Below are 15,228 nucleotides of genomic sequence, written 5' to 3' on the forward strand. Positions count from 1 at the left end.
GAAGCTATTGGACGACGCGCAAAGCGGTCCGGCGGTGTCGACAAGAGTTTTTCTGAGGAGAGAGCGTCATGCCCACGGGTAAGTTCGACATCAACGAATTGAAGCGCCGAATGCAAGGCGCGACCCAGGCGTTGAAACATGAACTCGGCGGGTTGCGGACCGGCCGTGCCGCAGCCTCGATGCTGGAGCCCGTTCAGGTCGATGCGTACGGCACCCACATGCCGCTCAACCAGCTTGCGACTATCAGCGTGCCCGAGCCGCGGCTTCTTTCCGTGCAGGTGTGGGACAAATCGATGGTCAAGGCGGTCGAAAAAGCGATCGTCGATTCGAATCTTGGGTTGAGTCCGGCGACCGAAGGGCAGGTGCTTCGTTTGAGAATTCCCGAACTCAACGAAGAGCGTCGCAAGGAGCTTGTGAAGGTCGCGCACAAATACGCGGAAGCAGCCAGGGTCGCGGTTCGGCATGTCCGGCGTGACGGCCTCGATACCGTCAAGAAACTGGAGAAGAATCACGAGATTTCCGAAGACGATCAGGAGCGTCTGGCCGCTGATGTGCAGAAGGCCACCGACGCCGCGATTTCGGAAGTCGATCACCTGCTCGCGGCAAAGGAAAAAGAAATCCTTACCGTCTAGTGTTTCCCCGGGAACCCCCGATGTCGAACGCCGCTGCCCCTGCCACAGAAGGACCGGATCGTGCCGCCGGACCCTTGCACGTGGCGATCATCATGGACGGGAATGGACGTTGGGCAGCGGCCCGGGGCCTGCCCCGCGCGGAAGGGCATCGGCGCGGTGTTGAGGCTTTGCGCCGGGTTGTTCGCGCAGCCAGCGAACTCGGCATTCTCTATTTGACGATATTCTCCTTCAGTTCCGAAAACTGGTCGCGCCCGGCGACCGAAATCGGAGACCTGTTCGGTCTGCTGCGCCGCTTCATCCGCAACGATCTTGCAACGTTGCATCGTGACGGAGTGAGGGTTCGCATCATCGGGCAACGCGATGGACTCGAGCCGGACATCTGCGCGCTCCTAAACGAGGCGGAAGAGCTGACCAGGAACAACGCGAGGCTTAATCTCGTCGTCGCATTTAACTATGGCTCCCGGCAGGAGATCGCTAATGCGGCGCAACGGCTCGCGCGCGAGGTGGCCGAGGGAAAACGCGATCCAGCGACGATCGACGCTGACACGCTTGGGCGGTATCTCGACGCGCCCGACATCCCCGACCCCGATCTGATCATTCGCACCAGCGGAGAGCAGCGGCTGTCCAATTTCCTGATGTGGCAGGCGGCTTACACCGAACTCGTATTCGTGCCGATTCATTGGCCTGATTTCGATAAGCCCGCGTTGGAAGACGCGATCGCCGAGTATGCTAGGCGGGAGCGCCGTTTCGGCGGTCTGGCCGCGAAAACCGGATCGTGAGCGGGGACGAGGCCACGCCCCCGGCCGCCGGCGAGCAGGCGCGACGCAATCTCCTGCTGCGCGTTGTCGCAGCGCTGGTGCTCGCACCCACAACGATCGCGCTAGCCTATGCCGGTGGATGGCTGTGGATCACCTTGGTCACCCTGGCCTCGATCGGATTGTATGTTGAATGGCTGATGATTGTCGGCGCTGGACGCGAAATGCGCGTCCTTGTCACTGGCGCAATTGCACTTGCGATCGTTGCAATCTGCCTGGCGGCTGAACGGGTCGATGCTTCGCTCCTGGCAACGGTGCTTGGCCTCGCTGCCGTTGGCTTGCTCTCCCCAAAACCGCGCGGCTGGCCTGTGGCGGGCTTCCTCTATGCTGTGGCAGCGGAAATCGCGTCGGTGCTGGTGCGGCTTGACCAAGTAGAGGGATTTGTCGCGCTCATTTTCGTGCTCTTGATCGTTTGGGTAACCGACATCGGCGGATACTTTGTCGGCCGCGGCATCGGGGGGCCAAAGCTGTGGCCTCGAGTCAGCCCCAAGAAGACTTGGGCGGGCGCGATCGGGGGCTTCGCAGCTAGCCTGGCCGTGGCTGCAGTGTTTTTTGCCTTCGATCCTCATAAGTCGGATTCTCTGCTGATGCTGAAAATGGAGCGCCTGCTGGTGTTGGCAGCAGCGCTCTCCGCCGCTTCTCAAGTTGGCGACCTTTTCGAGTCGGCCGTGAAACGGACTTTCAACGTCAAGGATTCGAGCCACCTCATTCCCGGGCATGGTGGCCTGATGGATCGGCTGGACGGCTTCGTCGCCGCGGTCGTTTTGGCTGCGATTTTCGGGTTTCTGCGGGGTGGCCCGGATGGCGTCGGCCGCGGTCTTATGGTTTGGTAAAAGGCATGAGTGCTGTTCCGTTGCGTAATAACAAGGCCGCGGCTTCCGCCGTGCGTACCGTCACCGTCCTCGGCGCCACCGGGTCGATCGGCGACAGCACCATGGATCTGCTGAGGGCATCACCCGACCGTTATCAGGTCGAGGCTTTGACCGGTCACACCAACGTGCAGGGTTTGGCCAGCCTCGCCAGGGAATTCGGCGCGCGATTTGCGGCGATTGCTGATCCCGCTCGCCTCGGCGAGCTAAAGGATGCGCTGGCCGGCACGCGCACCGAATGCGGCGCGGGCGAAAGTGCCATCATCGATGCGGCAGCACGTCCTTCCGATTGGGTCATGGCGGCCGTCAGTGGCGCGGCGGGGTTGAAGCCCGCGCTCGCAGCGGTGGATCGTGGCGCTACCGTTGCGCTTGCCAACAAGGAATGCCTGGTCTGTGCGGGCGAGTTCTTCATGCAGCGGGCCGCTGCCGCAGGAGCCTGCATCTTGCCGGCGGATTCCGAACACAACGCGTTGTTTCAAGCGCTCGGCTCCGGAAATCGCGAAGAATTGGTCAGGGTCATCATCACCGCATCGGGCGGACCATTCCGCACATGGGCCAGCAATGAGATCGAGCAGGCGACCTTAGCGCAGGCCCTGAAGCACCCGAACTGGAGCATGGGACAGAAGATCACCATCGATTCCGCATCGATGATGAACAAGGGGCTTGAGGTGATCGAAGCTTCCTATCTGTTCGCGCTTACCCCAGATGAAATCGACGTGCTCGTCCATCCGCAATCGATCGTACACGGCATGGTCGAATTCTCGGATCGTTCGGTGGTGGCGCAATTGGGCGCGCCGGATATGCGCACTCCGATCGCGCATTGTCTCGGATGGCCGGATCGAATCGTCGGGCCAGCAGCCAAGCTCGATCTCGCCCAAATTGGACAGTTGACATTTGAGGCGCCGGATTTCGGCCGCTTCCCGGCGCTGCGCCTGGCGTATGATGCATTGCGCAGCGGACGGGGGACCACGACAGTCTATAATGCCGCCAACGAAGTCGCCGTGGCGGCCTTCATAGCCGGCAAGATCAAGTTCGGTGCCATCGCTCGCCTCGTTGAGGCGACCATGGAGGACTGGATTCGCTCGGGCAATCGTGCGCCACTGACGTCGGCTGATGACGCCATCACAATTGACCATACGGCGCGAAATAAGGCTGCCACCCTCTTGCCTCAAATAGCCTTAAAGGCATCTTAGAAGGCTGGGGAACGGGGCCTGCGGCCTTGGTTGAGGGGAACTGGATGTCTGAGTTTTTCGTGCATGGTTTCAATACGTTGGGTCATGGACTCATCGGTTACATCATTCCCTTCCTGTTCGTGCTTACGATTGTCGTCTTCTTCCACGAACTGGGTCACTTTCTGGTGGCCCGTTGGGCCGGCGTTAAGGTCTTAACTTTCTCGCTCGGGTTCGGACCCGAACTTGCCGGCTTCAACGACCGTCACGGCACCCGCTGGAAGATCTCTGCCGTTCCCCTCGGGGGCTACGTCAAATTCTTCGGAGATGAAAGCGAGGCTTCAACGCCGTCGTCCGAAGCGCTTGCCAACATGACGGAAGAAGAGCGCAGGGACAGTTTTCACCACAAGAAGGTTGGACCGCGGGCAGCAATCGTGGCCGCTGGTCCGATCGCCAATTTTCTTCTGGCGATCGTGATCTTCACCTGCCTGTTCACGTTTCTGGGTAAGCCCAGCACGACCGCGCGGGTCGACCAAGTGGAAGCCGGCAGTCCCGCCGCAGCAGCCGGGTTCCAGACCGGTGATGTGGTCGTTGCCATTGACGGCACGAAAATCGATAGTTTCTCGGACATGCAGCGAATTGTCGGAGTTCGCGCCGGCGAGCAGCTAACGTTCACGGTCAAGCGCGGTGATTCGACTGTGCAATTGCACGGTACGCCGCAGCTCAAGGAGGTGAAGGACCCCTTCGGAAACATGCATCGGCTTGGCGTGCTGGGCATCACCCGCAAGACCACAGCCGGCGACGTGACGACCGAGCGTGTTGACCCCGCAACCGCGGCGTGGCTCGGCGTCAAGGAAACCTGGTTCGTGATCGACCGTACGCTGTCCTATATCGGCGGCGTCTTTACCGGGCGCGAAGCAGCCGACCAGGTCGGCGGCCCTCTTCGGATCGCACAGATTTCAGGTCAGGTCGCCACGATCGGTGTTGCAGCCTTGGTCCATCTCGCGGCCGTGCTTTCGATCTCGATTGGACTCTTGAACCTGTTTCCCGTGCCGCTGCTCGATGGTGGTCATCTTTTGTTCTACGCCGTCGAGGCGGTGCGCGGACGTCCGCTTTCCGAGAGGGCCCAGGAGATGGGATTTCGAATCGGGCTGGCTCTCGTGCTGATGCTGATGGTGTTTGCCACCTACAATGACATCCTGCATCTGGCGGCATCCTGAAGCGGCTTTTTTGTGACGTGGCGAATAGGCAACGTCTTGGAATGAAAATGAAATTGCCCTGCAATCGGATGTTTGCCGCTCCGGCAAATTTGGTACAAGCAGGGCAATCGATGGGAATCTGCCGGTTCGTGGGGATTCGGGCCGGCCAGGAATGACAAGGGCGCGTTGCGCATGAATGTTGGAATGCGAGTGCGCGGGGGCTTGTTCGCCGCCCTGATCGTTTGCGCTATGCCGGTCGCCGCCACTCTGGCCGCTATGCTTGTCGCGTCGAGCGCCGTCGCCCAGAACGTGGCCTCGATTCAGGTAGAAGGTAATCGGCGGGTCGAAGTTGAGACGATCCGGTCGTACTTCAAGCCGGGCCCCGGCGGCCGTCTGGATAAGGCTCAAATCGACGACGGTTTGAAGGCGCTGATCGAGACCGGCTTGTTCCAGGACGTCAAAATCAGTCAATCGGGCGGCCATTTACTGGTAACGGTGGTCGAAAACCCGGTGATTGGCCGGGTGGCCTTCGAAGGCAACAAGAAGGTCAAGGACGAGCAACTTTCGGCCGAAATTCAATCCAAGCCGCGTGGCACGTTGTCGCGCCCAATGGTGCAGTCCGATGCCCAGCGCATCGCCGAAATCTATCGCCACTCAGGGCGCTATGACGTGCGTGTCGATCCCGAAATCATCGAGCAGCCCAATAACCGCGTCGACCTGGTTTTCACCATTACTGAGGGCGCAAAGACCGGCGTGAAATCGGTCGATTTCGTCGGCAACAACGCTTATTCGTCGTACCGGCTCAAGGACGTCATCAAGACGCACGAATGGAACCTGCTTAGCTTTCTTGGTGGCGGCGACGTTTACGATCCGGATCGCGTTGAAGCCGACAGGGATTTGATTCGGCGCTTTTATTTGAAGCACGGCTTTGCCGATGTGCAGGTCGTGGCCGCGCTGACGGAATACGACCCCGAGCGCAAAGGTTTCCTGGTCACGTTCAAGATCGAGGAAGGCCAGCAATATCGTGTGGCATCGGTCAATTTTGTCTCGAGCATTCCGACGCTCGACGCTAATGGGCTTCGTGGTTTCTCACGCGTTTCTGTCGGCGCGCTTTACAATGCTGAAGCGCTGGAGAAATCGGTCGAGGAAATGCAGATCGAAGCTTCGCGCCGAGGCTACGCCTTTGCTATCGTGCACCCGCGCGGCGATCGCAATTTCGAGAATCATACCGTCTCGATCACCTATGCCATCGATGAGGGCCCGCGGACCTATATTGAGCGCATCAATGTGCGCGGCAATACCCGGACGCGTGACTACGTGATCCGCCGTGAATTCGATATTTCGGAGGGCGACGCGTACAACCGCGCGCTCGTCGATCGCGCCGAGCGCCGACTGAAGAATCTCGACTTCTTCAAGACCGTGAAAATTACGACCGAGCCGGGCTCATCGAGCGATCGCGTGGTTCTCGTAGTCGATCTCGAGGAGAAATCGACCGGTGACTTCTCGGTGTCCGGCGGCTACTCGACGACCGATGGCGCGCTCGCCGAGGTCAGTATTTCCGAGCGCAACTTTCTGGGTCGTGGCCTGTTTGCCAAGGCGTCGGTGACCTATGGCCAGTACGCGCGCGGCTATTCGCTCTCATTTGTCGAGCCGTACCTGCTGGACTACCGCGTGGCGCTTGGGCTCGACCTGTTCCAGCGGCAACAGCTTCCGAACAGCTACATCTCGTATGGCACGTCGACCCTTGGATTCAGTCCGCGGTTGGGGTTCGCGTTGCGCGAAGATCTTTCGCTGCAGGTCAGGTACTCGATTTACCAGCAGAAGCTGTCGCTGCCGAGCTACCTGGCCAATTGTAACAACAGCACGTCCAACAACTCGTTACTGGCCTTCAATCCGAGCCCGGCTTTTGCCAACGCCAACGGCATCGATCTGAGTTCGACCGGCGGCTTGGGCTGCTATGTAGATGGAGAAGCCTCGCTCCCGGTCCGCAAGGAACTCGCAGGCGGCAGCACGCTGACCTCGTCGGTGGGTTATTCGCTGAGCTACAACACGCTTGATAACAACAAGAACCCGACCGACGGCCTCCTGGTGGACTTCAAGCAGGACTTCGCCGGCGTCGGCGGCGACGTGAGCTATCTGAAGAGTGCGATCGACGCGAAATACTACACGCCGCTGGTCGCCGATATTGTCGGACTGATCCATGTTCAGAGCGGCATTCTCAACAAGGTCGGCAGCAACGAACTGCGCATGCTCGATCACTTCCAGATGGGGCCGAATCTGGTGAGGGGCTTTGCCCCCAACGGTATCGGACCGCGCGATATCAACCCGTTCGGAACCCGCGATGCGATCGGCGGCACAAAATATTGGGGTGCGTCGATGGAATTGCAGATGCCGTTCTGGTTCTTGCCGAAGGAAGTAGGCCTCAAGGGCGCGGTGTATGCCGATGCGGGCGGACTCTATGATTATCAGGGGCCGACAACATGGGCTTTCACCAACGAAGTCACGACGCCGGCTAATTCCAATTGCGCGAAGCCGTCGCTGCCGGGGGCGATACCTGTGTCGGCCGGCACCTGCACGGGATTGATTTACGACAACGGCAACACGGTTCGTACCTCCGTGGGTGTCGGCCTGATCTGGACATCGCCGTTTGGTCCATTGCGGTTCGACTATGCCATCCCGATCACCAAGGGGCCGTTTGATCGCGTGCAGGAATTCAAGTTTGGCGGCGGGACATCGTTCTGATTTCGATCACCGGCCGGACCGCGACGGGTGGAATGGCGCAGCCGACATTCTTCGAACAACCACCTTCGTCGACGCTGGCTGAAATCGCCGCGTTCACGCAGGCGCATCTGGTCGATGCGTCCCGCGCTGGTCAGCAGGTCAGGGGCTTGGCTTCACTCGATGAAGCCGGGCCGATGCATTTGACGTTTTACGACAATCTCAAATACGCCAAGCAATTGGCTTCGACCAAGGCAGGCGCGTGCCTGGTAAGCGCTCGGTTCGAGGCGCAGGTCCCGCCCCATGTCGCAGTCCTGCGCGCCGCCCAGCCATTTCGCGAGTTTGTGACGGTCGCCCGGGAGTTTTACAGCAGCGCGCTTCGCCCGCAATCGTGGTTCGGCACTGACAGCATCGCGCCTTCCGCGATCATCGACCCCAGCGCGGATCTCGAAGATGGGGTCATCATCGATCCGCTGGCCGTCATCGGTCCGAACGTCGAAATTGGCACGGGAACGGTGATCGGAGCGGGGGCTGTCATCGGAGCCAACGTCAGGATCGGCAGGGATTGCAACGTCGGTGCGCGCACGGCCATCCAATTTGCGTTGATTGGCAATAACGTGCTGATCCATCCTGGCTGCAGCATCGGCCAGGACGGCTACGGCTTCATCTTCTTTGGGCCGGAAGGGCACTTGAAGGTGCCGCAAGCAGGACGGGTTCTGATTCAGAACGATGTGGAGATAGGCGCGGGGACCACAATCGATCGCGGCAGTCTGCGGGACACCGTCATCGGCGAAGGCACGAAAATCGACAATCAGGTTCAGATCGGCCACAATGTGACCATTGGCCGACACTGCTTGCTGGCGGCTCAGATAGGCTTGGCGGGTAGCCTGACGATTGGGGACAACGTGGCGCTGGGAGCCAAGGTGGGCATCAACAATCACCTTCACATTGGTGACGGGGCACAGGTCACGGCGATGAGCGCCGTCAAGGATGACATTCCGGCAGGCGGCCGATGGGGCGGCCATTTTGCCAAGCCGACCAAGCAGTGGTTCCGGGAAATCGTTGCCTTGGAGCGCCTGGTGCGCGATAGCTCCGCCGATCCAAAGGGCGAGGGGCGCGAATAATGGGGGATCCATCAGTCAGATTCGAGCTCGTGGATATCAATGAGATCCTCAAGACGCTCCCGCACCGTTATCCGATGTTGTTGATTGATCGGGTGATCAACATTCGGACCGATTACAGCGGCATCGGCATCAAGAACGTCACCTTTAACGAGCCTCCCTTTCTCGGCCATTTTCCCGACCGGCCGGTTTATCCCGGTGTGATGATGATCGAAGCCATGGCACAAACGGCCGGCGTGATCGGAATCAAATCGGTTGAAGGGACTCAGAAGCCACGCGCGGTATATTTTCTCACCATTGATAAATGCAAATTCCGCAAGCCGGTGATGCCCGGCGATTCCATCGAATATCACATGCGCAGCATCGGAAGACGAAAGGCCATGTGGTGGTTTCACGGCGATGCCAGGGTGAACGGCACCACGGTGGCCGAGGCCGATGTCGGCGCGATGCTGACGGACTGAGCCTGCGTGCTGGCGCACCGCTCGTGCGTCGCTGCTGAGGTGTCGCCCGTGCGCAACCCGTTCCATCTGCGAGCCCGCCCCTTCGCCGCTAACCTGTTATCCGCGATCACCATAGGCTCGTGCCAACGGGCCGAAACAGCGCGTAACCATACGTCACTAGACACTGCCCGGATGCCGCGCTAACCACCGCAACCTATGCAAATTAACTTGCGATGGCGGCAAATAACGGACCGATGAGCAGTATCGATTCCACCGCGCGCGTCGAAGACGGCGCTGTCATCGGCGAGGGCACCTCCATCGGTCCCTACTGCTTGATCGGCCCCCACGTCGTCATCGGCGACAACTGCCGGCTCGTGGCGCATGTGCATGTCACGGCTCAGACCACGATCGGCAATGACTGCACGATTTACCCGTTCGTCTCGCTCGGCACGCCTCCGCAATCGCTGAGCTATCGCGGCGAACTCACCAGGCTGCGGATCGGTCAGGGCTGCACGTTGCGAGAGCAGGTCACGATGAACGCCGGCAGCGTGGCCGGCGGCGGCATAACCAGCGTTGGCGATCGCGGCTACTTCATGAACTGCAGTCATGTTGGGCACGACTGCATCGTGGGCAACGATGTCGTGTTTGCGACCTCGGCCACGTTGGGCGGCCATAGCGAGATCGGCGACTTTGCTTTTATCGGCGGTCTGTCCGCCGTGCATCAGTTTACCCGGGTGGGTTCGCAAGTGATGGTCGGCGGGCTTAGTGGCGTGCGTAGCGACGTTATTCCGTATGCGCTCGCGAGCGGCCACTATGCGGCACTCACCGGCCTCAACATGGTTGGGATGAAGCGTCGAAAATTCACCCGCGAGCGATTGGCTGCTGTTCGATCGTTTTACCAGGAATTATTCCACGGGCCCGGCGTGTTCGTCGAACGCCTCGAGAAAGTCCGGCCGTCGGGCCTGACTGACCCGGCGATTGCGGAGATCCTGAATTTTATCGATGCCGGCAAAAACCGCGAGCTGTGTCAGCCGATCAAAGACGGGAGAAAGTCTCGATGATGAAACGCTCGGCCAAGGCATGACAGGCGCGGTTGCATCATCGCCGATTGGCGTGATCGCAGCCGGCGGAGTGATGCCCTTCGCGGTCGCGGATTCGCTCGTTGCGCGCGGCCTCGATCCGGTCTTGTTTGCTCTCAAGGGCGCCTGCGATCCCTTAGCTGTGGAACGCTTTCGCCATCATTGGATATCTGTCGGTCAGCTCGGTAGAGCCGTAAGGCTGTTTCGAGCCGAGAACTGCCGCGAGCTGGTTTTTATCGGAACGCTGGTTCGCCCTGCGCTCTCAGAAATCAGACTCGATTGGGCGACGCTGCGCGCAGCCGGCCGGCTATGGGCGGCTTTCCGCGGTGGCGACGATCATCTGCTCTCCGGGATCGGTCGCATTCTCGAGCAGGACGGCTTCCGAATGGTAGGTGTCAAGGACGTTGCGCCGGACCTTCTGATGCCCGAGGGATGTCTCACGCATAAGGCGCCTGATCAATATGCCCTTACGGACATTGCCAAGGCACGCGACGTGCTGCGGGCGCTGAGCCCTTTCGATATCGGTCAAGCCGTGGTGGTCATCGATGGCCACGTGGTCGGAATGGAGGATATCGAAGGCACCGATGGCTTGCTAGCGCGCGTCGCGCGACTACGCGAGGAAGGTCGCATTCGCGCCGGGAGCGCGCGTGGCGTGCTGGTGAAGGCGCCGAAGAGCGGTCAGGACTTGCGTTTCGATCTTCCCACCATAGGACCGCGAACCGTCGAAGGCGCACATGCGGCCGGCCTTGCCGGCATTGCGATCGTCTCGGCCAACACGATCGCCGTCGAACCGCAAGTCATGATTGATGCCGCCGATAAGGCCGGGCTTTTCATAACCGGGTTGCCCGCGTGATGCAGGCGCGCGCCACCGCCCCCATCGCTCGAACCATCTTCGTTGTCGCGACTGAGGCGTCCGGCGATCGGCTTGGTGCCAACCTGATGAAGGTCTTGCGCCAGCGCCTCGGCGACGCCGTACGGTTTGAAGGCGTCGGCGGCCAATCGATGGCCCGCGAAGGCCTGGTCTCGCTGTTTCCAATCGAAGAACTGTCGATCATCGGAGTTTCGGCGGTGGTGAAGCACTTGCCGAAAATCCTGCGGCTGATCCGGACGACTGCCGATGCTGTTGTGGAGGCCTCACCGGATATCCTTGTGATCGTCGACAGTCCCGATTTTACGCATCGGGTGGCCAGACGCGTTCGGGCTCAGGATCCATCCATCCCGATCATCGATTACGTGGCCCCCTCAGTGTGGGCATGGCGTCCCGGCCGCGCGTCCGCGATGCGGTCCTATGTCGATCACGTGCTCGCGTTGCTGCCGTTCGAACCCGACGAATACCGCAGGTTGGGCGGCCCGCCATGTAGTTACGTCGGGCATCCCCTGACCGAGCAGGTCACCGTTCTGCGGCCCGGTATCGAGGAGCAAAAGCGTAGAGAGGAGACGCCCCCGGTCCTCCTGGTGCTGCCTGGAAGCCGCCGCAGCGAGATCAGGCACCACATGGCCGTATTCGGGGAGGCGCTCGGGCGCCTGAAGGCCGAAGGCGTCGCGTTTGAACTGATCCTCCCCACCATGCCGCATTTGCAGGACGCGGTTGACGCAGCCCTGACCAACTGGCCGCTACAGCCACGCGTGGTAACAGGCGAGCACGAAAAGCGAGCTGCGTTCCGGATCGCTCGCGCGGCGCTCGCCAAGTCGGGGACAGTGACGCTGGAGCTTGCCATTGCCGGCGTACCGATGGTTGCCGGCTATCGGACAGGTGGGCTCGAAGCCTCGATCATCCGACGTTTGATCAATGTCAAATCGGTCATCCTGGCGAACCTGGTGGTTGGTGAAAATGTCGTTCCGGAATATCTGCAGCAGGATTGCACGCCGGAGAAATTGTTCCGCGCACTGCTTGATGTGCTTGCCGACACTCCCTTGCGCCGCCGTCAGCTCGAGGCGTTCGCGAAGATCGACACGATCATGTCGACGGGCAATCAACCGCCCAGTCTGCGCGCTGCCGAGATCGTGCTGGAAGCAATGCGGAAATCGCGACGTTCCGCTTAGAGCGTTTTCGAGCGAAGTGGACGCCGGTTCCCGTCAACAAAACGCGCCAGAACAATAAACCAGGCGATCAACGATCGAACTGACCGCAAACAGGACGTTCCATACCGAACGCCGGTGCCACCGCATTCGCTCACTTGCGCATTGCGATATCGACATAATCCCGGCGTGTCACACCGGTGTAGAGCTGGCGCGGACGGCCGATCTTCTGGTGCGGGTCCTCGATCATTTCACTCCACTGGCTGATCCAGCCAACAGTGCGCGCCACGGCGAAAAGCACGGTGAACATCGACGTGGGGAAGCCCATCGCCTTCAGGGTAATGCCGGAATAGAAGTCGACATTCGGATAAAGCTTGCGATCGATGAAATATTCATCGTGCAACGCGATTTTCTCCAGCTCCATCGCGACCTTCAACATCGGATCGTCGCCATGGCCCGTTTCCGCCAGTACCGCATGACACATCTTCTGCATGATCTTGGCGCGCGGATCGTAGTTCTTGTAAACGCGATGACCAAAGCCCATCAGGCGGACTTCGCTGTTCTTGTCCTTCACTCGCCGAATAAAGTCGGGAATCTTGTCTACCGTGCCGATGTCAGCCAGCATCGCCAGTGCCGCTTCGTTGGCGCCACCATGGGCCGGTCCCCACAGGCAGGCTATGCCGGCGGCGATGCAGGCAAACGGATTGGCACCGGAGGAGCCCGCAATGCGGACCGTTGAGGTCGAGGCGTTTTGCTCGTGATCGGCGTGCAGGATGAAGATCTTGTCGAGCGCATCCGCCAGGACCGGATTGATCTTGTATTCCTCGCAGGGCACCGCGAAGCACATGTGCAAGAAGTTTTCGGCGAAGGTCAGCGAGTTCTTTGGATACATGAACGGCTGACCGATGGTGTATTTGAACGCCATCGCCGCCAGTGTCGGGATCTTGGCAATCATGCGCATCGACGCGATCATGCGCTGCTGCGGATCGTTGATGTCGGTTGAATCGTGATAGAAGGCCGCCAGCGCGCCGACCGCCGCGACCATGATGGCCATCGGATGGGCATCGCGGCGAAAGCCCTGGAAGAAGCGCGCCATCTGCTCGTGAACCATGGTGTGATGGATCACGCGATTGTCGAAATCGGCCTTTTGCGCCTTGTTCGGCAGTTCACCGTAGAGCAGCAGGTAGCAGGTTTCGAGGAAGTCGCCCTTTTCGGCTAGCTGCTCGATCGGGTAGCCGCGATATTCCAGCACGCCGGCATCGCCGTCGATATACGTAATCCTGGATTGGCAGCTCCCGGTGGAGGTGAAGCCGGGATCATAGGTAAACATTCCGGACTGGGCGTAGAGCTTGGCGATGTCGATCACATCCGGCCCAACGGTGCCGCTCAAAATCGGGAAATCGTAGGTCTTGTTACCAACCGTTAAAGTTGCGATTTTGCTGTTGGAGGTCGCGTCCATCGTGAAGTCCCCGATCGTTGCAAAGGCGGCCGCGTGCGCCATGACGACTGGCATGGCGCGGGAAGCCGGGGATTGGAAAAGCACTTTTTAAATGGGTATCTTATTGCTGTTTGCACTGCAAGATGGCCATGGCTGGCTTGCAATAAGCCCTTATGCGGAGGCCTGATCGGCAAGCCGCGCCAGGCATTCTTCCCGACCCAGCACAGTCAGAACGTCGAAGATACCGGGAGACGTCGTCCGTCCCGTCAGGGCCGCACGGAGCGGCTGGGCCACTGCCCCGAGCTTGAGGTTGTTGCCCTCGGCGAACGCGCGCACCGCCGCTTCGGTGCTCTCCGCGGTCCAAGGCGCTACGGCCTCCAGCGTCCCGCGGAGCCGCCCGATCAGTTCACGATTTTCGGGCGTCAGCAGGGCGGCCGCCTTCGCCTCCAACTCGAGCGGCCGATCGGCGAAAATAAAATAGGCGCCGTCGATCAACTCGATCAGCGTTTTGGCGCGTTCCTTCAGGCTCGGCATCGCCTTCAGCAACTGCGCCCGCGTCGTATCGTTGATCTTGGATTTAATGTTGGAGGCACCGGGCACATAGTCCAGCACGCCCTCAAACATCGTGACCAGCGATTGATCGTCGCAGTGCCGGATGTAGTGCCCGTTGAGGCTTTCGAGCTTAGCGAAATCGAACCGGGCGGCTGAACGACCGACGCCTGGTAGATCGAAAGCCGCGATCATTTCCTCGGTTGAAAATATTTCCTGGTCCCCGTGGCTCCACCCGAGCCGTACCAGGTAATTGCGCAAGGCCGCCGGCAGATATCCCATTGCGCGGTAGGCATCCACGCCAAGGGCCCCGTGCCGCTTCGAGAGCTTCGAGCCGTCCGGCCCGTGGATCAACGGGATGTGAGACATGTTGGGTACCGCCCAACCGAGTGCATCATAGATTTGTTTTTGGCGCGCGGCATTGATCAGATGGTCGTCGCCGCGGATGACGTGGGTGACGCCCATATCATGGTCATCAACCACGACCGCCAGCATGTATGTCGGATTGCCATCGCCACGCAGCAGAACGAGATCGTCGAGGTTCTCGTTTTGCCAGACCACGCGGCCCTGAACCTGATCCTCGATCACAGTTTCGCCGGTCTGGGGCGCTCTCAGCCTGATCGTCGGTTTCATGTCCGCTGGCGCTTCGGAGGGATCGCGATCACGCCACATGCCGTCATACAGGCGTGTGCGGCCTTCCGCTCGCGCTTTTTCCCGCATTGCCGTGAGCTGCTCGGAGGTCGCGTAACAGTGATACGCTTTGCCGCTGGCCAGTAACTGCTCGGCAATCTCGCGATGGCGTGCGGCCCGGCTGAATTGATAAATAACCTCTCCATCCCAATCGAGCCCGAGCCATTTCAAGCCGTCCAGGATCGCTGCGATGGCAGGTTCGGTCGATCGCTCTCGATCGGTATCCTCGATCCGCAGCAGCATTTTGCCGCCGCGCCCGCGTGCGTAAAGCCAGTTGAATAGCGCCGTGCGGGCTCCCCCGATGTGCAGGAAGCCGGTGGGGGAAGGAGCAAAACGCGTGACGACGGAATCAGCCATTTACAAGAGCGGGTTGCGAGCAATAGGGGCATGCGGCGGGCGCGGTGGTGTATAGCAGGAACGGGACATAACTAAAGCCTTCCTTCGAGCAGGCGGATTTGGCAGAAACTCCGTTGACTCCCGAACAGGAAAC

Annotated in this window: 13 protein-coding genes; 11 read left to right on the top strand and 2 right to left on the bottom strand. The window is 60.2% G+C overall.

Features of this window, described 5'->3' with window-relative positions:
* Positions 1–68 precede the first annotated feature (68 nt).
* From frr to lpxB, 11 genes are all read left to right on the top strand, one after another.
* Complete coding sequence (gene frr / locus VJV58_RS03710; protein WP_324135994.1) at positions 69–632, top strand: ribosome recycling factor; 564 nt, start codon at positions 69–71, stop codon at positions 630–632.
* 20 nt (positions 633–652) lie between these two features.
* Entirely contained in the window at positions 653–1,411 is a 759-nt protein-coding gene (locus VJV58_RS03715) for an isoprenyl transferase (protein ID WP_324135995.1), read from the top strand.
* Positions 1,408–2,280 (top strand): phosphatidate cytidylyltransferase, encoded by an 873-nt coding sequence (locus VJV58_RS03720; protein WP_324135996.1) that lies wholly within the window; start codon positions 1,408–1,410, stop codon positions 2,278–2,280. Before VJV58_RS03715 ends, VJV58_RS03720 begins: the two co-directional genes overlap by 4 nt.
* 5 nt (positions 2,281–2,285) lie before the next feature.
* Complete coding sequence (dxr, locus tag VJV58_RS03725; RefSeq protein WP_324135997.1) at positions 2,286–3,509, top strand: 1-deoxy-D-xylulose-5-phosphate reductoisomerase; 1,224 nt, start codon at positions 2,286–2,288, stop codon at positions 3,507–3,509.
* Between the two features lie 44 nt (positions 3,510–3,553).
* Positions 3,554–4,705, top strand: coding sequence for an RIP metalloprotease RseP (gene rseP, locus VJV58_RS03730; protein ID WP_324135998.1), 1,152 nt, complete (start codon positions 3,554–3,556; stop codon positions 4,703–4,705).
* A 171-nt stretch (positions 4,706–4,876) separates the two neighbouring features.
* Positions 4,877–7,426 carry an outer membrane protein assembly factor BamA gene (gene bamA / locus VJV58_RS03735; protein ID WP_324135999.1) on the top strand — a complete coding sequence of 850 codons (2,550 nt, stop codon included), beginning with the start codon at positions 4,877–4,879 and terminating at the stop codon, positions 7,424–7,426.
* A gap of 32 nt (positions 7,427–7,458) precedes the next feature.
* Positions 7,459–8,526, top strand: a complete 1,068-nt coding sequence (gene lpxD, locus VJV58_RS03740) for a UDP-3-O-(3-hydroxymyristoyl)glucosamine N-acyltransferase (RefSeq protein WP_324136000.1) — start codon at positions 7,459–7,461, stop codon at positions 8,524–8,526.
* A complete protein-coding gene (gene fabZ / locus VJV58_RS03745) occupies positions 8,526–8,984 on the top strand; it encodes a 3-hydroxyacyl-ACP dehydratase FabZ (protein ID WP_324136001.1) in 459 nt (152 codons plus the stop codon). Before lpxD ends, fabZ begins: the two co-directional genes overlap by 1 nt.
* A 233-nt stretch (positions 8,985–9,217) precedes the next feature.
* On the top strand, positions 9,218–10,024 hold the full coding sequence (gene lpxA, locus VJV58_RS03750; protein WP_324136002.1) for an acyl-ACP--UDP-N-acetylglucosamine O-acyltransferase: 807 nt from the start codon (positions 9,218–9,220) through the stop codon (positions 10,022–10,024).
* Between the two features lie 19 nt (positions 10,025–10,043).
* Positions 10,044–10,895 (top strand): LpxI family protein, encoded by an 852-nt coding sequence (locus VJV58_RS03755; RefSeq protein WP_324136003.1) that lies wholly within the window; start codon positions 10,044–10,046, stop codon positions 10,893–10,895.
* Positions 10,892–12,085, top strand: coding sequence for a lipid-A-disaccharide synthase (gene lpxB, locus VJV58_RS03760; RefSeq protein WP_414641395.1), 1,194 nt, complete (start codon positions 10,892–10,894; stop codon positions 12,083–12,085). The genes VJV58_RS03755 and lpxB overlap by 4 nt, the downstream gene beginning before the upstream one ends.
* Before the next feature lie 130 nt (positions 12,086–12,215).
* Here lpxB and gltA read toward each other — a convergent pair whose 3' ends face one another.
* Entirely contained in the window at positions 12,216–13,520 is a 1,305-nt protein-coding gene (gltA, locus tag VJV58_RS03765; protein WP_324136022.1) for a citrate synthase, read from the bottom strand.
* 150 nt (positions 13,521–13,670) lie between these two features.
* On the bottom strand, positions 13,671–15,095 hold the full coding sequence (gene gltX, locus VJV58_RS03770; RefSeq protein ID WP_324136004.1) for a glutamate--tRNA ligase: 1,425 nt from the start codon (positions 15,093–15,095) through the stop codon (positions 13,671–13,673).
* Positions 15,096–15,228 lie beyond the last annotated feature (133 nt).

Source organism: Bradyrhizobium sp., assembly GCF_035273305.1.
GTDB lineage: Bacteria > Pseudomonadota > Alphaproteobacteria > Rhizobiales > Xanthobacteraceae > Bradyrhizobium.